19 protein-coding genes and 1 riboswitch are annotated in these 21108 nt (G+C 72.7%); of the genes, 15 read left to right on the top strand and 4 right to left on the bottom strand.

Annotated elements, in window-relative coordinates:
• The first annotated feature begins 202 nt into the window (after positions 1–202).
• The 12 genes from PUR26_RS20320 (at position 203) to PUR26_RS20265 (ending at position 12013) form a co-directional block, all read left to right on the top strand.
• On the top strand, positions 203–2272 hold the full coding sequence (locus tag PUR26_RS20320) for a SpoIIE family protein phosphatase (protein ID WP_329873840.1): 2070 nt from the start codon (positions 203–205) through the stop codon (positions 2270–2272).
• A 379-nt stretch (positions 2273–2651) separates the two neighbouring features.
• Positions 2652–2876 carry a hypothetical protein gene (locus PUR26_RS20315; RefSeq protein ID WP_329873839.1) on the top strand — a complete coding sequence of 75 codons (225 nt, stop codon included), beginning with the start codon at positions 2652–2654 and terminating at the stop codon, positions 2874–2876.
• Positions 2877–3475: 599 nt separating this feature from the next.
• Positions 3476–4468, top strand: coding sequence for a dihydroxyacetone kinase subunit DhaK (gene dhaK, locus PUR26_RS20310; RefSeq protein ID WP_329873838.1), 993 nt, complete (start codon positions 3476–3478; stop codon positions 4466–4468).
• Position 4469: 1 nt separating this feature from the next.
• Positions 4470–5108 carry a dihydroxyacetone kinase subunit DhaL gene (gene dhaL / locus PUR26_RS20305; RefSeq protein ID WP_329873837.1) on the top strand — a complete coding sequence of 213 codons (639 nt, stop codon included), beginning with the start codon at positions 4470–4472 and terminating at the stop codon, positions 5106–5108.
• Positions 5105–5509: a PTS-dependent dihydroxyacetone kinase phosphotransferase subunit DhaM gene (locus PUR26_RS20300; RefSeq protein WP_329873836.1), complete on the top strand. Its 405-nt coding sequence runs from the start codon at positions 5105–5107 to the stop codon at positions 5507–5509. The genes dhaL and PUR26_RS20300 overlap by 4 nt, the downstream gene beginning before the upstream one ends.
• A 304-nt stretch (positions 5510–5813) precedes the next feature.
• Positions 5814–6003: riboswitch (cobalamin riboswitch) on the top strand.
• 29 nt (positions 6004–6032) lie between these two features.
• Entirely contained in the window at positions 6033–6731 is a 699-nt protein-coding gene (locus tag PUR26_RS20295; protein ID WP_329873835.1) for an energy-coupling factor ABC transporter permease, read from the top strand.
• Positions 6731–7126, top strand: coding sequence for an energy-coupling factor ABC transporter substrate-binding protein (locus tag PUR26_RS20290; protein WP_329873834.1), 396 nt, complete (start codon positions 6731–6733; stop codon positions 7124–7126). The genes PUR26_RS20295 and PUR26_RS20290 overlap by 1 nt, the downstream gene beginning before the upstream one ends.
• 6 nt (positions 7127–7132) lie before the next feature.
• The gene (gene cbiQ, locus PUR26_RS20285; protein WP_329873833.1) at positions 7133–7882 is read left to right on the top strand and encodes a cobalt ECF transporter T component CbiQ; all 750 of its coding nucleotides are present in this window, start codon (positions 7133–7135) and stop codon (positions 7880–7882) included.
• 5 nt (positions 7883–7887) lie between these two features.
• Positions 7888–8739 carry an energy-coupling factor ABC transporter ATP-binding protein gene (locus PUR26_RS20280; RefSeq protein WP_329873867.1) on the top strand — a complete coding sequence of 284 codons (852 nt, stop codon included), beginning with the start codon at positions 7888–7890 and terminating at the stop codon, positions 8737–8739.
• Positions 8740–8832: 93 nt separating this feature from the next.
• Positions 8833–10848: an NADPH-dependent 2,4-dienoyl-CoA reductase gene (locus PUR26_RS20275; RefSeq protein WP_329873832.1), complete on the top strand. Its 2016-nt coding sequence runs from the start codon at positions 8833–8835 to the stop codon at positions 10846–10848.
• 23 nt (positions 10849–10871) lie between these two features.
• Entirely contained in the window at positions 10872–11408 is a 537-nt protein-coding gene (locus tag PUR26_RS20270; RefSeq protein WP_329873831.1) for a PadR family transcriptional regulator, read from the top strand.
• A 146-nt stretch (positions 11409–11554) separates the two neighbouring features.
• Positions 11555–12013 (top strand): pyridoxamine 5'-phosphate oxidase family protein, encoded by a 459-nt coding sequence (locus PUR26_RS20265; RefSeq protein WP_329873830.1) that lies wholly within the window; start codon positions 11555–11557, stop codon positions 12011–12013.
• Positions 12014–12159: 146 nt separating this feature from the next.
• On the opposite strand, the gene PUR26_RS20260 is transcribed toward PUR26_RS20265, so the two are convergent.
• On the bottom strand, positions 12160–14136 hold the full coding sequence (locus tag PUR26_RS20260; protein ID WP_329873829.1) for a heavy metal translocating P-type ATPase: 1977 nt from the start codon (positions 14134–14136) through the stop codon (positions 12160–12162).
• A gap of 105 nt (positions 14137–14241) precedes the next feature.
• On the opposite strand from PUR26_RS20260, the gene PUR26_RS20255 reads away from it, so the two are divergent.
• Positions 14242–14619: an ArsR/SmtB family transcription factor gene (locus tag PUR26_RS20255; RefSeq protein WP_329873828.1), complete on the top strand. Its 378-nt coding sequence runs from the start codon at positions 14242–14244 to the stop codon at positions 14617–14619.
• A gap of 23 nt (positions 14620–14642) precedes the next feature.
• On the top strand, positions 14643–16061 hold the full coding sequence (locus tag PUR26_RS20250) for an FAD-dependent oxidoreductase (protein WP_329873827.1): 1419 nt from the start codon (positions 14643–14645) through the stop codon (positions 16059–16061).
• A 45-nt stretch (positions 16062–16106) separates the two neighbouring features.
• On the opposite strand, the gene PUR26_RS20245 is transcribed toward PUR26_RS20250, so the two are convergent.
• The gene (locus tag PUR26_RS20245; protein WP_329873826.1) at positions 16107–17297 is read right to left on the bottom strand and encodes a zinc-dependent alcohol dehydrogenase; all 1191 of its coding nucleotides are present in this window, start codon (positions 17295–17297) and stop codon (positions 16107–16109) included.
• Positions 17298–17489: 192 nt separating this feature from the next.
• Between PUR26_RS20245 and PUR26_RS20240 the strand changes: the two genes are divergently transcribed.
• Positions 17490–18221, top strand: a complete 732-nt coding sequence (locus PUR26_RS20240; protein ID WP_329873825.1) for a GntR family transcriptional regulator — start codon at positions 17490–17492, stop codon at positions 18219–18221.
• Between the two features lie 9 nt (positions 18222–18230).
• On the opposite strand, the gene PUR26_RS20235 is transcribed toward PUR26_RS20240, so the two are convergent.
• Positions 18231–19757, bottom strand: a complete 1527-nt coding sequence (locus PUR26_RS20235) for an amino acid permease (RefSeq protein ID WP_329873824.1) — start codon at positions 19755–19757, stop codon at positions 18231–18233.
• Between the two features lie 138 nt (positions 19758–19895).
• Positions 19896–20894 (bottom strand): hypothetical protein, encoded by a 999-nt coding sequence (locus PUR26_RS20230; RefSeq protein WP_329873823.1) that lies wholly within the window; start codon positions 20892–20894, stop codon positions 19896–19898.
• Positions 20895–21108: the final 214 nt, after the last annotated feature.

Here is a 21108-nt window from a genome sequence, read left to right as displayed (position 1 = left end):
CGGCACCCGGCACAGGACGGTGGCGGTCGCTCCGGACGGTCCGGGCCCCGGGGCCGCAGCGGGCCGGGCCGCCCGGGCCCGCCCCGTACCCCCGCCACCGCCACCGCCACCGCCGAAGGAACCGGACGGACCGCGCTGCGATGCTGATACGGGGACGGGTGGTGATACTGGGAGGGGATCCTGCGCAACGCGGGGGTCGGTGATGAACGAACCCACGCCGGACGACGTGACCAGCGGCGCCGCCCGGGATGCCGGCGGGTGGCTGGGCGCCCTGCCCGTGGCCCTGGTGGCCACCGGCGCCGATGGGCACATCGTGCGCTGGAATCCCGCCGCCCAGGAGCTGCTCGGCTACGCACCTCCGCAGGTGCTCGGCCGTCACATCGCCGACCTGTTGCATCCCGGTACGGACCGGAGTCTGGGCCGTTCCCTGTGGGAGACGGCCGCCACCGGCCGTGGCGTGATGGGGACGGTGACCGCCTGGCACCGGGACGGGCATCCCATGGAGCTGGAGATCTGGGCGTGCCCCGTGCCCGGTCGCCACAGCGGCACCTCGGTGCTCATCTTCGCGGCGGACGCCCACCGGGCCCGCCGGATCCGTGGTTCGTCGGCGGTATGGGACGGACTGTTCTCGCGCTCGCCGGTCGGTATCGCGGTGTTCGACACGCAGTTGCGGTTCCTGCGGGTCAACCCCGCCCTGGTGACGATGAACGGCGTTCCGGAGTCCGCGCACGTGGGACGCCGGCTGGCGCAGGTGCTGCCGCAGACGAACACGGACGAGATGGAGGATGCCATGCGGCGGGTCCTGACGACCGGCGAGCCCCTGCTGGACTTCCGCCGGACGGGGCGTACCCCGGCGGATCCCCTGCACGACCGCGCGTGGTCGTGTTCGTACGTCCGGCTGGAGGACGCGGCGGGCCGGGGTATCGGCGTGACGGCCACCATCGCCGACATCACCGAGCAGCAGCGGGTCCACGCCGAGATGGAGGAGAGCCGCCGCCGGCTCGCCCTGCTCAACGAGGCCAGCATCCGCATCGGCACCACGCTGGACCTGGAACGCACGGCGCAGGAGCTCGCGGACGTCGCCGTGCCCGGGCTCGCCGACGCCGTCACGGTGGACGTCCTGGAGGCGCTGGCCTCCGGGGCCGACCCGGGGGCGGGTCTGGTCGGCGGCTCGGCCCTGCGCCGACTGGGCAAGGCCCCTCTCGTGGGCTCCCGGATCCCGGACCTGCTGGCCCCCCTCGGCCGCACCCTGGTCTTCCCGGTGACCGCGCCGTACACCCAGGCCCTGGTCGACCGGCAGACGTTCCTGATCCCGCATCTCGACGAGCGGGCCATCGCCCCGGCCGCCGGGCACACCACCACGCCGGAGAAGCTGCGGCGGATCGGGGTGCGTTCGTTCATGATGGCGCCGCTCGTCGCGCGGGACGTCGTACTCGGTGTGGCGACGTTCTACCGCCTCGCTTCCGCCGGTCCCTTCGGCACCAACGACGTCGGCCTCGCGGGTGAACTGGCCGCCCGCGCGGCGGTGAGCGTCGACAACGCCCGTCTCTACCACCGGGAGCACGACACCGCCGTGATCCTCCAGCGCAGCATGCTCCCCCAATACATCACGGCGCCGCCGGGCGTCGAGGTCGCCCACCGGTACCTTCCGGCGAGCGACGCCAACGAGATCGGCGGCGACTGGTACGACGTCATCCGGCTGCCGCAGGGCAAGGCCGCTCTCCTCATCGGGGACGTGATGGGCCACGGCATCGACGCGGCCGCGGTCATGGGCCGGCTGTCGGCCACCGTGCGGGCGCTGGCCCGTCTCGACCTGTCGCCGGGCGAACTGCTGGGCCATCTGGAAGCCACCCTCGCCGATCTCGCCGAGCCGATGCTGGCCACCTTCATCTACGCCGTCTGCGATCCCGCCACCGGCCACTGCCGCATCACCCGCGCGGGGCATCCGCCTCCCGTCGTCGTCACCCCCGACGGCACGGCCCGTCTTCTCGACCTGCCGCCCGGTGCTCCGCTCGGCATCGGGGGTGTCGCCTTCACCACCACGGACCTCGACCTGGAGCCGGGAAGTCTCCTCGTGCTCTACACGGACGGCCTGGTCGAGTCCCGTGGCACCGACATCGACGAGCGGCTCACGGATCTCACCCATCTGCTCGCCGAGCCCCAGCAGCCCCTGAGCCATCTGTGCGACTCCTTGATCAGCCATCTGGTGCCCGCCTCGGCGGACGACGACATCGCCCTGCTCATCGCCCGGATCGGGTCCCGTATCCCGTGAAGTGTCCGCTCACGATCCCGTGAAATGTCCGCTCGTGCCACGGGCGGACCGACACCGTCCTCGGCCGGAGGTACGCGGGGACCGTGGCGGCCCTCCCGCGCCGGTGCAGGACCGCGCTCGGGCACGCTTCCGATCCGCGCTTCCGGTCGGCGCCTCCGGTCGGCGGGCTTCCGCGGAGGCATCCGACACGATGTGCGCATTCGATGCGAAGAGCCTGTTTACCTTCCATCCGACCGCCTGCCACTTTGCCTTTGATGCGTAACCCGACATATGCCATTCCGTTATGCAACTGCCGTCGCATTGCGCGCCGGTAAAGCCACCCGAATCAGCAGCGCGGAAGCCGTTGTTGAATGGGGACCAGGGAAGGAAACTCGTGGTGATGAACACGGCACTTTGGCTGCTCGTCTGCGCGTCGGCGTGCACGGCGGTCTCCACGCTGGTGCCGCCGGCTGCGAGCCGGATGCGCCGCATCGACATGGTGGAGCTGCGGCGCCGTCGGCGCCTGGTCCATGTCCTCCATGCGAACAGCCAGCTGGCACCCCAGATGCCGCACCATCCGGCGGGACCGGGCGACGCCCAGGACCACCCCCACGCCAAGCGCTAGGGGATGTCCGGAAAGCTCGCCCTGACCGCGACACACCGCACGCCCGCTCGCCGCGTTCTGGCCGATCGTGCCGGGTTTCATGCCGGTAGCCGCGCTCCCTCCGGGGGCCCGGCCCTCGCGACCCGGGGCCCCTGAGCTCCGGGTGCACGAACGTGACGACTCGATACCGGGGGGAACGGGGTGTTCACTCACACGTGTCGATCCGCGCGCCCGCTCCGCGGTGCGCGTCCGGACACATCAGGGCTAGAGGTGCGCAGAATTTCCGACAGAAAGCGGCGATATCTGTCGCAGGGAGCTTTCCGGCCATAGACACCCGGAGGACGGATTCACCAGGAAAATATGGTTCATTAATGTGACGAGCGATCGCCGTGATTTCATCATCGGCGGATGCGGGCAGAAACACGCGGACCGCCGGCGGAATTCCGCTCCCGGTGCGGGGGTCACGCGCGGCGAAGCGGTGGGCACGCAGAGGAAGGGTTGTCGCGTCCCGTGGCTCTCGCGATGATGTAGGGGAACACACGCATGCATGGACGAAACGCTGCTTGACCTGCACAGACGCCACTCAGGGTCGCACCTGACATTCCTGCTGGGAGATAGCGATGCGGATGCTCATCAATGTGCCGGAGACAGTCGTCGAGGACGCCCTGAGGGGCATCGCCGCCGCGCATCCCGAGCTGAACGTGGACGTGGAGAGCCGGATCGTCGTACGGCGTGACGCTCCCGTGGCGGGGAAGGTGGCCCTGATCTCCGGGGGCGGTTCCGGACACGAGCCGCTGCACGCCGGCTTCGTCGGTCCCGGCATGCTCTCGGCGGCCTGCCCGGGCGAGGTGTTCACGAGCCCGGTGCCCGACCAGATGGCGCGGGCCGCCGCCGCCGTGGACAGCGGCGAGGGGGTGCTGTTCGTGGTGAAGAACTACACCGGCGACGTGCTGAACTTCGACATGGCGGCCGAGCTCGCCGAGGACGAGGGCGTCCAGGTGGCAAAGGTCCTGGTCGACGACGACGTGGCCGTCTCGGACAGTCTGTACACGGCCGGCCGGCGCGGCACCGGAGCCACGCTGTTCGTGGAGAAGATCGCGGGCGCCGCCGCCGAGGAGGGCGCGCCGCTGGAGCGGGTGGAGGCCATCGGCCGGCAGGTGAACGCGAGTTCGCGCAGTTTCGGCGTGGCGCTGAGCGCGGTCACGACGCCCGCGAAGGGCACCCCCACCTTCGACCTCCCTTCCGGGGAGCTCGAACTGGGCATCGGAATCCACGGCGAGCCAGGACGCGAGCGGCGCGCGATGATGACCTCCCGGGAGATCGCCGACTTCGCCGTGGACGCCGTACTGGAGGATTTGCGGCCCGACGCCCCGGTGCTGGCGCTCGTCAACGGGATGGGGGCGACGCCGTTGCTGGAGCTGTACGGGTTCAACGCCGAGGTGCAGCGGGTGCTGGGTGAGCGGGGCGTTCCGGTGGCCCGGACCCTCGTCGGGAACTACGTGACCTCGCTCGACATGGCGGGCTGCTCGGTGACCCTCTGCCAGGTCGACGAGGAACTGCTGCGGCTGTGGGACGCGCCGGTGCGCACGGCCGCCCTTCGGTGGGGCTGCTGACATGGGGAGCACCGCGCTGGACACGGACTTCTTCCGACGCTGGCTGACGATCGCCGCCGCCGCCGTGGACCGTGAGGCGGACCGGCTCACCGAACTGGACTCGGCGATCGGGGACGCCGACCACGGGACCAACATGCGTCGCGGCTTCGCGGCCGTGACGGAGGCCCTGGAGAAGGACCCGCCGCGGACTCCCGGGGCGCTGCTGGTCCTGGCCGGGCGGCAGTTGATCTCGACCGTGGGAGGAGCCTCGGGCCCGCTGTACGGGACTCTGCTGCGGCGCACCGGCAAGGCGCTGGGCGAGGCGGCGGAGGTGACGCCGGGGCAGCTGGCCGAGGGGCTGCGCGCGGGTGTGGCCGCGGTGGCGCAGCTGGGCGGGGCGGCGGCCGGCGACAAGACGATGCTGGACGCGCTGGAACCGGCTGTGGCGGCGCTCGACGAGTCGTTCGAGGCCGCCGCGCGGGCGGCCGAGGAAGGCGCGCTCGCGACGGTGCCGATGCAGGCGCGCAAGGGCAGGGCCAGCTATCTGGGCGAGCGCAGCATCGGGCACCAGGATCCGGGCGCGACGTCGTCCGCCCTGCTGATCGCGACGCTCGCGCAGGCGGCCGGATCGACGCCCGAGGGCCCGGCGGTGGCGGGATGAACGCGCGGGTGGGCATCGTGCTCGTGTCGCACAGCGCGGCGGTGGCGGCGGCGGTCGCGGAGCTGGCACGGGGTCTCGCGGGCGGCGGCGACACCGCTCCCGTGGCCGCCGCGGGCGGCACGGCGGACGGCGGGCTGGGCACCAGCTCCGAGCTGATCGCGGAGGCGGCGGCGTCGGTCGACGGCGGCGCGGGGGTCGCGGTCCTGGTCGATCTGGGCAGCGCCGTACTGACGGTGAAGGCGCTGCTGGCCGAAGGCGACGAGCTGCCGGACGGCACGCGGCTGGTGGACGCGCCGTTCGTGGAGGGCGCGGTCGCGGCCGTGGTCACCGCTTCGGCGGGGGCCGACCTGGACGCCGTGGTGACGGCGGCATCGGAGGCGTACGACTACCGCAAGGTGTGAGGTACGCCGGAGCCGCGGGCCACGGGCCGCCTTGGGGTCACGGCCCTTGTGGTCACGCGCCGCGCCGGCCCGTGGCGGGTCCCGTGGGGAGCGGGGGCGGGGGCCGCCCACGGCGGCCCGCCCCGGCCGGCGGCCCCTGCGCCGGGGTGTCGTGAACCGGTCGGGCCGGGCGCCCGGCGCCGAGCCGGCGGCCGTCGTCGGCGGCCGGCTCGGTCACCGGCCCCGGGGTTCCGGGGTGGGCGCAGACCGGGGTGGCGCCGGAGTGCGCGCCCCTGCGCGGGTTGTGATGTACCTGGTCAACGCACTAGTGTCGCAGGGCCTTGGTGTACGGGAAACCGGTGAAGTACCGGTGCGGCCCTCGCCACTGTGATCGGGAAGTCCGGCTCCATCCCTCGGGAAGCCACTGGACGGCGGGAGACCGCGTTGTCCGGGAAGGCGGAGTCGCGGCGGCATGACCCGTCAGCCAGGAGACCGGCCAGGGCGCGTTGTCCATCCACGAGGTGCTGGAGAGGGTCTCCCAACCATGCATATCGCCGAGGGCTATCTGCCCCCGATACACGCGGCCGCCTGGAGCGTCGCCGCCGCTCCCTTCGTCGTACACGGCGTACGCGCCCTGACCCGGGAGGTCAGGAGCAATCCCGAGTCCACCCTGCTGCTGGGCGCCTCCGGTGCCTTCACCTTCGTCCTGTCCGCACTCAAGATCCCGTCGGTGACCGGAAGCTGTTCCCACCCCACGGGTACGGGGCTGGGAGCGATCCTGTTCCGGCCGCCGATCATGGCGGTACTGGGCACGATCACGCTGCTGTTCCAAGCACTGCTGCTGGCGCACGGCGGCCTGACCACGCTCGGCGCCAACGTCTTCTCCATGGCGATCGTCGGGCCGTGGGCCGGGTACGGCGTGTACCGCCTGCTGCGGCGGTTCGGCCTGCCGCTCATGGTCACCGTCTTCTTCGGCGCGTTCGTGGCCGACCTGTCCACGTACTGCGTGACCAGCGTGCAGCTGGCGCTCGCCTTCCCCGACCCGAGCAGCGGCTTCATGGGCGCGCTGGGCAAGTTCGGGGGCATCTTCGCCGTCACCCAGATTCCGCTCGCCATCAGCGAGGGTCTGCTGACGGTGCTGGTGATGCGGTTGCTGATCCAGTCCAGCAAGGGTGAGCTGACCCGGCTCGGGGTACTGCTCACGGGCGGCCGCGGGAACGAGAAGAAGGAGGCCGTGGCCTGATGAGCCGTAACGCCAGGATCAACACGCTGCTGCTTCTGATCGTCGTGGCACTGGCCGTGCTTCCGCTCGCGCTGGGCCTGGGCGACCACAAGGAAGAACCGTTCACCGGCGCCGACGCGCAGGCCGAGACGGCGATCACGGAGAACAAGCCGGACTACGAGCCGTGGTTCACCCCGCTGTACGAGCCGCCGTCGGGCGAGATCGAGTCGGCGCTGTTCTCGCTCCAGGCCGCGCTCGGGGCGGGGGTGCTGGCCTACTACTTCGGTCTGCGCCGCGGCCGGCGGCAGGGCGAGGCACGGGCCCGCACCGGAAGCGGGCCCGACAGCGTGGCCGGTGCCGATGCCGCCGTGGCCGGCTCCGGGACCGGCGCCCGTGATCCGCGGCCGTCCGCGTAGCCGGGGGTGCTGCCGATCGACGCGGCGGCGCACAGCAGTCGCTGGCGCCGCCGCCATCCGTGCGAGAAGGCGTTTCTCGGCTTCGGTCTGACGCTGTGCGCGGTCTGCCTGCCACCGTGGCCGGGAGCCGTGCTGGTGGCGGCCGCGACCCTCGCCGTGCTGCTCGGACCGGCCGGGGTGGCGCCCCGGCAGCTGTGGCGGGCGTTCCGCATCCCGCTCGGTTTCTGCGTGACGGGCGCGGTCCCCCTGCTGTTCCAGGTGGGCGGCGCGGGCGGGTTCGTGACGCCGGCGCCCGACGGGCCCCTGCACGCAGCGCAGTTGCTGCTGCGGACCTCGGCGGCTTCGTTGGGTGTGCTGCTGTTCGCGTTCACCACTCCGGTCTCGGATGTGCTGCCCCGGCTGGTGCGGGCGGGTGTGCCGGCGCCGGTGGTGGACGTCGCGCTCGTGATGTACCGGATCAGCTTCCTGCTGCTGGACACGATGGCGAGGATCCGGCAGGCGCAGGCCGCCCGGCTCGGGCTGACCACCAGGGCGGCCACCTGGCGTTCGCTGGCCGGGCTGGGGGCGACGGCGTTCGTCCGTGCCTTCGACCGGGCCACCCGGCTGCAGTCCGGGCTGGCCGGGCGCGGTTACGACGGGACGCTGCGGGTCCTGGTGCCCCGGACGGCGCCCTCCCGGCGGTTCCTGGGCGCGGCCGGGGCACTGCTGGCCGGTCTCGTCGCCCTGACTCTCGTACTGGAAAGGCTCCTGCCGTGACTGTCCTGCCCCCTCCCCCCGTCGTGGAACTCGTCGGTGCGGGCTACGCCTACGAGGACGGCCCCGCCGTACTGAGCGGCGTCGATTTCGCCGTGCCGCAGGGCCGTTCGATCGCGCTCCTCGGCCGCAACGGCAGCGGCAAGACGACGATGCTGCGCCTGCTGAGCGGAGGGTTGCGGTGCGCGAGCGGGCGGCTGCGGCTGGCGGGTGAGGACGTGTCGTACGACCGGGCGGGGCTGACCCGGCTGCGTACGACGGTGCAGCTGGTCGTGCAGGATCCGGACGACCAGCTGTTCGCCGCCTCCGTGGGGCAGGACGTGTCGTTCGGACCGATGAACCTGGGCCTGCCGGAGGAGGAGGTGCGGGTCCGGGTGCGGGAGTCCCTGGAGGCGCTGGACATCACGGCTCTGGAGGACCGGCCGACGCATCTGCTCTCCTACGGGCAGCGCAAGCGTGCGGCGATCGCGGGCGCGGTCGCGATGCGCCCGCGCGTACTGATCATGGACGAGCCGACGGCGGGGCTGGATCCGCATGGCCAGGAACGGCTGCTGGACGTGCTGGACCGGCTGCGCGCCTCGGGAACGACGGTGGTCATGGCGACGCACGACGTGGACCTCGCGCTGCGCTGGGCGGACGAGGCGGCGGTGCTCGCCCCGGACGGGCTGCGCACCGGCCCGGTGGCCGAGCTCCTGGCGGACCGGTCGCTGCTGGAGGCGGCGCGGCTGCGCAGGCCGTGGGGCATGGCGGTCGCCGCCGCTCTGCGGGCCCGGGGCCTTCTGGCGGCCGGCGCCCCGGGACCGCGCACACCGGAGGAGCTGGACGAGTGGGCATCGGCGGTGGGGCCGGCCGCGGGGTAGCGCAGCTCACGCCCTCCTCCTTATGCAACTTGTTGCACAACGGTGCCGCGTCGTCTAGAACTGGGGGACGACCCTGCGCGAGGAGGCGCCCCCATGACCCCGTACCCGCACTTGCTCAGCCCGTTGGACCTCGGGTTCACGACCCTGCCCAACCGGGTGCTCATGGGGTCGATGCACATCGGGCTGGAGGAGGCCGAGAACGGCTTCGCCCGCATGGCCGCCTTCTACGCCGCCCGGGCCCGCGGCGGCGTGGGCCTGATGGTCACCGGCGGAATCGCGCCGAACGAGGCGGGGCGCCCCTACGACGGCGGGGCCAAGCTCACCACCGAGGCGGAGGCCGCACAGCACCGCCTGGTGACGGACGCCGTGCACGCGGCCGGGGGCCGGATCGCGATGCAGATCCTGCACTTCGGCCGGTACGCCTACCACCCCGCCCTGGTCGCGCCGAGCGCGCTCCAGGCCCCGATCAGCCCCTTCGTCCCGAACGCCCTCACCGACGACGAGGTCGAGCAGACCGTCGAGGACTACGTGCGGGCCGCCGAGCTCGCCAGGTCCGCCGGATACGACGGTGTCGAGATCATGGGCTCCGAGGGCTACCTGATCAACGAGTTCATCGCGGCAGGGACCAACCGCCGCGAGGACCGCTGGGGCGGCTCCTACGAGAACCGGGTCCGCTTCCCGCTGGAGATCGTGCGCCGTACCCGCGAGCGGGTGGGCGACGACTTCATCCTGATCTACCGGCTGTCCATGCTGGACCTGGTGCCGGGCGGCTCCTCGCTGGAGGAGGTGGTCTCGCTCGCCAAGGAGATCGAGGCGGCGGGGGCCACGATGATCAACACGGGGATCGGCTGGCACGAGGCGCGTATCCCCACCATCGCCACCTCGGTGCCGCGCGGCGCGTACACCTGGGTCACCAAGAAGCTGATGGGGTCGGTCTCCGTACCGCTGATCACGAGCAATCGCATCAACACTCCCGAGGTCGCCGAGCAGTTGCTGGCCGAGGGGCGGGCGGACATGGTGTCGATGGCCCGTCCCTTCCTGGCCGACCCCGACTTCGTGGCGAAGGCCCGCGAGGGCCGCCCCGAGTCCATCAACACGTGCATCGGCTGCAACCAGGCCTGCCTGGACCACACCTTCAGCGGCAAGATCACTTCATGCCTGGTCAACCCGCGCGCCTGCCACGAGACGGAACTGGTCCTCTCCCCCACCCGGCTGCGCAAGCGCGTCGCCGTGGTCGGTGCCGGGCCGGCGGGGCTGGCCTGCGCGGTGTCCGCGGCCGAACGGGGCCACGGCGTCACGCTCTTCGACGCCGCCCAGGAGATCGGCGGTCAGCTCAACATCGCCAAGCGGGTTCCCGGCAAGGAGGAGTTCGAGGAGACCCTGCGCTACTTCCGCGACCGGCTGGCACATCACGGCGTGGAGGTGCGGCTGGGCACCCGTGCCACGGCCGGCCTGCTGGCCGGCTTCGACGAGGTCGTCGTCGCGACCGGCGTCACTCCGCGCCTCCCCGACATCGAGGGCGTCGACCACCCGAGCGTGGTCAGCTACCTGGACGTGCTCCGGGACGGCGCCGAGGTCGGCCGGCGCGTGGCGATCATCGGCGCGGGCGGCATCGGCTTCGACGTCGCCGAGTTCCTGACCGACGCGGGCGAAGGTGCGAGCCAGGACCCCGAGACGTACTTCCGGCAGTGGGGCGTCGACACGCGGTACACCGAGCGGGGCGGGCTGCGGGCACCCGAGCGCCCCGAGCCGCCGCGGACCGTGCACCTGCTCCAGCGCAAGGCCACCAAGGTCGGCGCGGGCCTCGGCAAGACGACCGGCTGGATCCACCGGACGGAACTCAAGCACCGGGGCGTGACGATGGTGGCGGGAGCCTCGTACGACCGGATCGACGACGAGGGGCTGCACATCACGGTCGACGGAGAGGCCCGCACGGTACCGGTCGACACCGTGGTGCTGTGCACCGGCCAGGAGCCGCGGCGCGAACTCTTCGAGGAGCTGTCGGCGGCGGGCCTGTCCGTGCACCTCATCGGCGGCGCGGACGTGGCCGCGGAGCTCGACGCCAAGCGCGCGATCGACCAGGGGACACGGCTGGCGGCGGCCCTGTGATCCACCGTATCTAGGATGCGGTCATGTCACTGCCGCACGCGATCCTCACCGCTCTGCTCGAGAAGCCGTCCTCGGGTCTCGAACTGACCCGGCGCTTCGACCGGTCGATCGGCTACTTCTGGTCGGCCACCCACCAGCAGATCTACCGTGAGCTCGGCAGGATGGAGCAGGCGGGGCACATTCGCGCCCTGCCTGCCCAGGTGCCCGCCCGCGGGCAGAAGAAGGAGTACGAAGTGCTGCCCGCGGGGCGCGCGGAGCTGACCGACTGGGTCGGCCGGAGCGAGGACCCCAAGCCGATCAGGGACTCCCTGCTGCTGCGCCTGCGCGCCGCGGCGGTGGTGGGCACGGAGGGCCTGGCGGACGAGCTCCGCCGCCACCTGGACCTCCACCAGGCGCAGCTGGCCGAGTATCTGGGCATGGAGGAACGGCAGTTCCCGCCGGAGCGCGACAGCGGGGAGGACCGGCTGCGCCATCTGGTGCTGCGCGGGGGCATCGAGCTGGAACGGTTCTGGATCATGTGGCTGACCGAGGCGCTGGCGGAGTTCGAGGCCCGCGCGTAGGCGGCGGTCCCCGCACACCCCAGGATCGCCACGCGGGCCGCCCACGCCGACGGGCGCACGCCGACACCCCGTGCGGCCGTGTCTTGGGGTCCGCTGTCGGCGTTGCCTTGTCGGAGCCGGACGAGCAGACGAGCGAAGGGCGTGGCATGTCGTTTTCCATGGGAGTCGCGGAACGAGAGGCGTTTCTCGCGGAAGCGCGGGTCGGTGTGCTGAGCGTGGCGCAGGAGGACGGTGTCGCGACCCTCGCCGTGCCCATGTGGTACGCCTACGCCCCTGGCCAGGAGGTGGTGATCCACACGCATCGGGAGTCGCGGAAGGCGGACCTCATCCGGGCGACGGGCCGCTTCGGTATCTGCGTGCACGAGGACGGCCCGACATTCCGCTACGTCGGCGTCGAGGGTCCGGTGACGTCCGAAGGACCCGTCAGTGCGGAGGCGCGCGAGGCGATGGCACACCGGTACCTGCCGCCGGAGCTTGCCCGGGCCTATCTGGAGGCGTCCGCGGAGCAGCAGGCGGGGCTCGGAACGGCGTTCCGTATGAGGCCGGCACGGTGGCGCGCCGCGGACCACTCCGCGCTGGCCGCCAAGGTGGCGGGAGCCATGTGAGCGCTCCTGGCGGACGGCGGCCGCGCGGCGCGTGGGCGGCCGCCGGGGTCCCGCGATCGCCCGCGAGTCCCTGGCGGGGGTCACGCGGCCACGGTGGCGGGCGTGCGGAGGCGCCTCCGGCCGACTGCGCGGAGGCGCCCCCGGCCTCAGACGGAGGCTTTCCGCCAGGCCGACTCGCGCAGCAGCCGCAGGCCGTTGAGGCCGACCAGCACGGTGGAGCCCTCATGGCCGGCGACACCGAGCGGGAGCGGCAGATGTCCCGCGAGGTCCCAGATCACCAGGGCTCCGATGCAGACCCCGGCGATCACCAGGTTCTGCACGACGAGCGCGCGGGCCCGCCGGGACAGCGCGACGACCGCCGGAACGGTGGCCAGCTCATCGCGTACGACGATGGCATCGGCCGTCTCCAGCGCCAGATCGGAGCCGGCCCGGCCCATCGCGACGCCGCCGTGCGCGGCGGCCAGCGCGGGGGCGTCGTTGACGCCGTCGCCCACGAACAGGGTGCGCTGCCCGGCCCGTTCCCAGGCGCGTACCGCCTCGACCTTGTCCTCGGGAAGCAGCCCGGCCCGTACGTCGGTGATGCCGGTACCGGCGGCGACGTGCCGGGCCGCCGCCTCGTTGTCGCCCGTCAGCAGGACGGGCGCGGTGCCGCTGAGGCGGGCGAGTGCGGCGACGGCCGATGCGGCGCCGTCCCGCAGCCGGTCGGCGAGGACGAGCACGGCCACGGGAGCGCCTTCCACGTCGACGACGACCGTGGTGCGCCCTTCCTCCTCCGGCGTCCGGCGGGCCTCCGCCGGCCCGCGCCCCTGCTCCCCCGCCCCGCCCGCCGGGGTGTGGGGCGCGCGGGGGCGGCCGACGCGCACCAGCCTGCCGTCGACGAGCGCCCGCACGCCGAGGCCGGGTTCGGAGGAGAACCCGGTGGCGGCCGCGATCGGCAGCCCCTGCTCCCGGGCGGCGGCCACCACCGCCCGGGCCAGGGGGTGTTCGCTGGGCGCTTCGGCCGCGGCGGCCAGGGCCAGGATCTCGGCCTCCGCCATCGAGCAGCCCGGCAGGACGCGCACCTCCGCGACGCGTGGCGTGCCCGCGGTGAGCGTGCCGGTCTTGTCCAGGGCCACGCGGTCCACCGCGCCCAGGCGTTCCATCACCACGGCTGATTTGACCAGGACGCCGTGCCGGCCGGCGTTGGCGATGGCGGAGAGCAGCGGCGGCATGGTGGCGAGGACCACCGCGCAGGGCGAGGCGACGATCATGAAGGTCATGGCGCGCAGCAGCGTCTCGGTGAAGGGTGCGCCGAAGGCCAGGGGCAGCGAGAAGAGCGCGAGGGTGGCGACGACCACGCCGACCGAGTAGCGCTGCTCGATCCTCTCGATGAAGAGCTGGGTGGGGGCCTTGGTGGCGCTCGCCTCCTCGACCATCGCGACGATACGGGCGATGACGGAGTCCGCGGCGTCCTTCCCGACGCGCACACGCAGCGCCCCGGTGCCGTTGAGCGTGCCCGCGAAGACCTGGTCCCCGGGGGTCTTGGGGGCGGGCAGGGGTTCGCCGGTGATGGTGGCCTGGTCGACGTCGCTCGCGCCGTCGAGGACCGTGCCGTCGGCGGGCAGTCGCTCCCCCGGCCGCACCAGCACCGTGTCGCCGACGCGCAGCGCGGCCACGTCGACCTGTTCCTCGCTGCCGTTCGCGACCCGGGCGGCCTTCGCGGGGGCCAGGTCCAGCAGTCCGCGTACCGAGTCGGCGGTACGGCGGGTGGCCAGCGCCTCCAGGGCGCCGGAGACGGCGAAGATCACGATCAGCAGCCCGCCGTCGAGGAACTGCCCGATCGCGGCGGCGCCGATCGCGGCCACCACCATCAGCAGGTCGACGTCGAGGGACTTCCCCCGCAGGGCCCGCAGGCCCTCCCGGCCGGGTTCCCATCCGCCGGCGGCGTAGCAGAGGGCGTACAGCGGCCCCCACGCCCAGGCCGGCGCCCCGGCCAGGTCGAGCGGGAGCGCGGCGAGGAACGCCGCGGCGGACAGGGCGGCCCATCGCACTTCGGGCAGGGCGAAGAGCCTGGTGCGGCGGGGCGGGAGAGGGACGGCGGCGGACGGAACCGGGGGTCGGGCGTGGAGCACCGGGGAAGCCATGGGGGCACACCTCATCGCGTGGACGGCGGGAGCTGCGCCCACCATAGCGGAACACATGAACATCTCTTCACTTGTGCTCCCAGGCGCACGGTTACGATGACCTGCATGGGACACGGAGTGAACGGCGGGACGACCCCCACGGCCCGCCTCGACGCGGAGTCGGCGGCCACCATCGCCGCCACCCTCCAGGCCCTCGCCACCCCGTCCCGGCTGATGATCCTCACCAGGCTGCGCCAGGGCCCGTGCGGGGTGACCGAGCTGGCCGAGGCCGTCGCCATGGAGCAGTCCGCGGTCTCCCACCAGTTGCGGCTGCTGCGCGCGCTGGGCCTGGTCGTCGGCACCCGGCACGGCCGCAGGATCGAGTACAGCCTGTACGACAACCATGTCGCCCAACTCCTCGACGAGGCCGTCTACCACATCGAGCACCTCCGGCTCGGAGCGCGGGACCTGCCGCAACGGACCGTGGATACTGGGCAGTCGTAGACCGACAACGCGAAGGGGTGGGCATGGCCGACCTGTTGGGGACCAGTCGTCGGACGCGGCACGCGGTGGTGATCGGCGGCTCCATGGCCGGTCTGCTCGCGGCCCGGGTGCTCGCCGAACACGCCGAGCGCGTCACGGTGGTCGAGCGGGACCGCTTCCCCGAGGAGCCCGCCCCACGCCCCGGCGTCCCCCAGGGGCGGCACACGCACGTCCTGCTGGAGGGCGGGCAGCTCGCCCTGGACCAGCTCCTGCCCGGCGCGGTCGAGGAGCTGCGGGCCCAAGGGGCGCCGGTGGTCGGCATGCCCGAGGACATCGTGCAGTGGCAGGGCGGCCGCTGGTTCCGGCGCACCACCACCACGTCCCCCCTCTTCACCGGTGCCAGGCCCAGGCTGGAGCAGCTCGTCCGGCGCAGGGTGCTGGCCGACCCCAGGATCCGGACCGTCGAGGGCAACGAGGTCGTGGGGCTGCTCGGCGACGCGACGCGCGTACGGGGGGTGCTGCTGCGGGAGCGCGGAACGGGCAAGGAGAAGGAGACGCGCCCGCTGGAGGCCGACCTCGTGGTGGACGCCTCCGGCCGGGGCACGCGGGCCCCGGAGTGGCTGACCGGGCTCGGCGCGGAGCCCCCGCACGAGGAGACCATCGAGACCGGCCTCGCGTACGCGACCCGGATGTACCGCGACGGGCGGTACGGAGGCGGCGCCGACTGCCTCGGGTACTTCATCATCCCGAACCCCGCGCAGACGTACGGCGGTGTGGCCATGCCCATCGAGGACGGGCTCCATCTCGTCACGCTGTCGGGGCTGCGCGGCGACGAACCGCCCACCGACGACGACGCGTTCGAGAAGTTCGCGGAGCGGCTGCCCCACCCCGTCCTGCGCGACTGGCTGGCGCGGGCCGAGCCGGTGTCCGGGGTCCACGGCTTCCGCAGGACGGGCAACGTCCGCCGGCGCTACGACGGCCCGGGGCGACGTCCGGCGGGGTTCCTGGCCACCGGTGACGCGCTCTGCGCCTTCAACCCGATCTACGGACAGGGCATGGCCGTCGCGGCGATCAGCGCGGTGGCGCTGCGCGACGCCCTGGCCGACACCCGGCGCACCCCGACGACCCGCCGTGTACAGCAGGCGCTGCTGAAGGCGTCCCAGCAGGCATGGGACATCTCGGCCGGGTCCGACAGGGCCATGCCGGGCGCGATCGGCAACGCCCTCGGGACGCGGGCGGCCGACCGGCCCGTGAGCTGGTATCTGAAGCGGGTCCAGGAGCGCGCCACCGGAGACCCCGCGGTGGGTGCCGCCTTCCGTTCCGTGCTCGGGCTGGTGAATCCGCCGACCGTGCTGTTCGCCCCCCGGATCGCGCGGGCGGTGCTCTTCGCGCCCGCGCCCGCGACCCCCGCCGGGCCGCCGCTGCGGCGTGAGGCCGACGGCGACCGAGCGGGGGCGGTGTGAGGCGGACGGACCGGCGACGCCGTTCGGCGTTCCGGGTGCGGGCGTTCAGGGTCGCATGACGACCTTGACCGCGCCGTCCGTCTTCTGCTGGAACATCTCGTAGGCCTGCGGGGCGTCGGTCAGCGGAAGGTGGTGGGTGGCGAAGTCGTCCACGCCCAGCGGGTCCTCGTCGACGAGGAGGGGCAGGATGTCGTCGACCCAGCGGCGGACGTTCGCCTGCCCCATGCGCAGCTGGATCTGCTTGTCGAACAGGGTCATCATCGGCAGGGGGTCGGCGGCTCCGCCGTACACTCCGCTGAGCGAGATGGTGCCGCCCCGCCTGACCAGGTCGATCGCGAGGTAGAGGGCTGCCAGCCGGTCGGCGCCGGCCTTCTGGTGCAGGCGGGCGGCCCACGCCTTGGGCATGAGGCCCGCGACGTTCTGCTGGGCGCGGGCGACCGGGCTGCCGTGCGCCTCGGTGCCCACCGCGTCGATGACCGCGTCGGGTCCGCGCCCCTTCGTCCGGGCGCGGACGGCGTCGACGAGCTCGTCCCGGCCGTCGTGACCCCTCAGGTCGATCGCCTCGACACCCCGGGCCCGGGCCCGCTGCAGCCGCTCGGGCACCAGATCGATACCGATCACCTGGCCGGCGCCCTGGTGCAGGGCGATCCGGCACGCCATGTCACCGATGGGGCCGAGCCCCAGGACGACGAGCGATCCGCCGGGCGGGACGTCCGCGTACTGGACCGCCTGCCAGGCGGTGGGCAGGACGTCGGAGAGGTAGAGGTAGCGGTCGTCCGGCGGGCCCTCGGGCACCTTGATCGGGCCGAACTGCGCCTGCGGCACCCGCAGGTACTCGGCCTGACCGCCGGGCACGGAGCCGTAGAGCTTGGAGTAGCCGAACAGGGCGGCCCCCATGCCCTCCTGGCGCACCTGGGTCGTCTCGCACTGGGTCGTCAGGCCCTGCACGCACATCCAGCAGTGGCCGCACGCGATCTGGAAGGGCACGACCACACGGTCACCCGGCTTCAGACCCGGCACTTCCGGGCCAACTTCCTCGACGATGCCCATCGGCTCGTGGCCCAGCACATCACCGGGGTTCATGAACGGAATGAGCACCTCGTACAGATGCAGGTCCGACCCGCACAGCCCGGTCGACGTCACCTTGATGAGGGCGTCCGTCGGCTGTTCGATCCTCGGGTCGGGCACCGTCTCCACGCGCACGTCCCGCTTTCCCTGCCACGTCACAGCCCTCATCGCGCCCGTCCCTTCACCGTCTCCTCCAGGGCGCGACTGCGGGTACCCGTGGCCGGCGGGGGTGAACCATTCAGGACAGAGTGCGGCGAGGCCCCCTGGAAAGGCTTCCTAAGAGGTTTAGACCAATGATAGGGATTGCTCACCGACACGGCTCACACAGCTACGCTGAGCGAAGAAACTTGAGGGTTGAACATGGCTGATCCCCACGCCTCCGCGTCACTCCCGCTCTACCTCCAGGTCGCCGCCGCCCTGCGGGACGACCTCACGCACCGACGCATCGCCCCGGGCGCCCGGCTGCCCTCCGAGCGCGCCCTGGTGCACCGTTTCAAGGTCAACCGGCAGACGGTGCGCAGCGCGCTGCAACTGCTGCGCGACGAGCGACTCGTCGTCACCGAACGGCGTGGGACGTTCGCCGCGGCGGCGGGGCCGCGGAGCGGGGGGCCGGCCCTCGCCCCGGCCATGCTGCACTTCCCCTGTGGCACCGGCGCGGCGGACGCGGACGCGCAGACGGGACTCGACTGGGAACCCGCCCCCTCCGACCTCGCCGAACAGCTGGGGCTGCTGCCCGGCGAGCCCTCGCTCGTCCACCGCCACCAGGTGCTGGACCGCTCCGGAGCGACGGTTCAGCAGGCCCTCTCGCGCTTCTCCCGCTTCGCGCTCGCGGAGGTGCCCGAACTCGCCCGCTTCCGCCGGGCGGACGCCTGGCCGCAGCACCGGCCCGACCTGCGGCTGCTGTACCACTGGATGCACCGGGCCGGGCTGCGGCTGACCCGACGGGAGTCCATCGGCGTCAGCCGGCCCGACCCGGCGGCCCGCCTCACCGTCCACCGTGTGGTGTGCGACCAGCACGGCCACACACTGGAGGTCACCGACATCCGGTTCGCCCCCGAATCGTCCTGCTGGACCTACGAGTTCACCGGCTGACCGGGCGGCTCAGACGATGCCCTCCGAGATCTCCGCCTGCTCGCGGGCGTTCCCGTACGCGGAGGGGGTGCCGTAGGAGCGGCGTGCGACGTACCACCAGACACTGGCCAGGGCGAGCACCACGGCCAGCGCGATCACGGCGTAGTTCATCGACTCGAGGGTCACCGGGGACTTCTGCGGCAGACAGAACAGGACCGTGACCACCGCGACCCAGATCACGGCCGTCCAGCCGATCGGCCTGCCCCAGCGCCCCAGGCTCCACGGGCCAGGCTCGAAACGGTGGCCCGCGCGCAGCCGGAGGAAGATCGGGATCGCGTACGCGGGGGTGATGCCGATGACGTTGATGGCGGTGACCGCCCCGTAGGCGGTGGCCGAGTACAGCGACGGCAGGGCCAGCACGCAGGCGACGGCGACGGACAGCCAGACCGCGTTGGCCGGTGTCTGGGTACGGCTGCTGACCTTGCGCCAGTACGCGGACCCCGGCAGCGCGTTGTCGCGGCTGAAGGCGAACACCATACGGCTGGCGGCGGCGACCTCGGCGTTGCCGCAGAACAGCTGGGCCACGATCACCACCAGGAGCAGGGCGGTGGCTCCGCCGGTTCCGAGGGCGTCGAGCAGGATCTGCGCGGGCGGTACGCCGGTGGCGCTGTTCTGCGTGCCCGCGTAGTCCTGGATCGCGAAGGTCAGCCCGGCGAGCAGGGCGAAGCCGGCCACCCAGGAGACCCAGATGGCCCGCACGATGCCCTTGGCCGCCGTGACGGAGGCGTTGGAGGTCTCCTCGGAGAGATGGGCGGAGGCGTCGTAGCCGGAGAAGGTGTACTGGGCCAGCAGCAGGCCGACGGCCGCCACGTAGAAGGGGTTCGCCCAGCCGGTGTCGTTGACGAACTCGGTGAAGACGAACTCCGCCGACCGGTGGTGGTCGGGGACGAACGCGAGCGCGCCGACGATCACGGCGACACCGGCGAGGTGCCACCAGACGCTGATCGAGTTCAGGACGCTGACCAGGCGTACGCCGAAGAGGTTCAGCACCGCGTGCAGCAGCAGGATGCAGAGGAAGATGAGCATGGTCGAGCCGGGCGTGGGCTCGAATCCGAACTGGAGGTTGAGGAAGGCCCCCGTGAAGAGCGCCGCGCCATAGTCGATACCGGCGATCGCGCCGAGCAGTCCGAGCAGATTGAGCCAGCCGGTGTACCAGCCCCAGCGGCGCCCGCCCAGCCGGTCGGCCATGTAGTAGAGCGCTCCCGAGGTGGGGTACGCGCTGGTGACCTCGGCGAGCGCCATGCCGACGCACAGCACGAACAGGCCGACCCCCACCCACCCCCACATCATGACGGCGGGGCCGCCGGTGCCGAGCCCGAATCCGTACAGGGTCATACAACCGGACAGCACGGAGATGACGGAGAAACTGATGGCGAAGTTGCCGAAGCCGCCCATGCGGCGGGCCAGGACCGGCTGGTAGCCGAGCTCCCTGAGCCTCTCCTCCTCATCCTTGGGAGGGGTCTTCGACTCCGTGCTGGCCCATGGGGCGCGGGACATGGCGGTACCTCCGAGTGGGGTGCGGGGGGACGGTCGGGGGCTCGGGCGGTGCGGGGAGGGAACGGCCGGCCGGGCCGGCCGACGGTGGGTCGGGACTGCTCGGCGACGGCCGCTCGGCGGTCGGCCGGGCCGCCGTTCTCAGCGGTCCGGGACCGTCGTCAGGCACCGGCTGCGGGCGCGAGTGAACACTTCCTCGGCCAGCGCGCGGTCACCGGGGTCGCGGGTGCGGTACGCCCAGGGCTGCGGGGTGTAGTAGGGGCCGAGCGCCGTGAAGACACGGGCGGCGTCGTCGAACCGGAGGGCACCCCACAGGGCGTGCGCCAGATGGTTCAGATCGAGCAGAGAGGAGGCGGCGGGGGCCGTGCGGTCGAACCAGGCGGTCAGCGCGCGTTCGGCGTCCCGGGTCGCGTCCTCGGCGACCCAGTGCAGGTCCAGGGCCTTCTCCTGGCCGCGCTCCCGGCGGTAGCGCTCGACCCGGGTGTACAGCGGCAGCGCGTGCAGGGCCGAGCCCGGCGGTGCGGAGGCCGCCGCCCACTGGACGAAGTTGACCGCCTCGGACAGCGGTCCGGTGGCCGGGCCGGACCGGCGGGCGTACACGAACTGGAGCATGCGGTGGTACGCCTCGCGGTTGTACGGGTCGCGCTTGTGCGCCTCCGCGAGCAGCCCCCACGGACCGGGCGGCAGCATGGGGCCGGGCGGGGGCACCCGGTGCTCCTCCATCCGCTGCTCCTCGTCGAGCACCGCGAGGGCCAGCAGACACACCCACGGCACCGGGTCGGCGGGAGCGGTCCGGGCCGCGATCGTGCACGACTCCCACGCCTGCTGCCACAGTTCGCGGGTCCTCCTGTGCCCTTCGCGGTGGGCCCGGATCGCGCGCTCCACCGCCACCCGGGTGTACATCACGGTCGCGGCGGCACTGTGCGGCCGCTCCGCCCGCCATGCCTGGACGACATCGGATCCGGCCGCGACCGCCGCCAGGACCTGGGTGCGCTGGGTCCACAGGGCCCAGCCGTCGGTGTCGGCCAGCAGCTGTGCCATGGACACCCAGCGTCCGGTGCGTAAGTCCTGCACCACGCCCCGCAGCGCGTTGTCGTGCCCCGCGGGGTGGTACACGGGCCGGAATTCGGAGCCGGCCATCACCTCGCCCCGGTCGGCGGGCAGGCCGGGCTGGCCGGTGGCGCTGTGATGGTCATGGGTCCTCTGGGCATGGGGGAACAGGGCGGTCCGGCGGGGTCGGCTGCCGCGCTGCAACCGGGCCGGTGCCAGGAGAAATAACCGAACTTTCGAGCGGATCGCCGTTGATCGGCGATCACTATAGGGCCCGTCCGACGGTCCCGGTCCAGTTTCATCG

Source organism: Streptomyces sp. SP18CS02, from assembly GCF_036322365.1.
GTDB lineage: Bacteria > Actinomycetota > Actinomycetes > Streptomycetales > Streptomycetaceae > Streptomyces.
The sequence above is the reverse complement of the archived record's forward strand: the minus strand, read 5'-3'. Positions and strand labels throughout refer to the sequence as shown.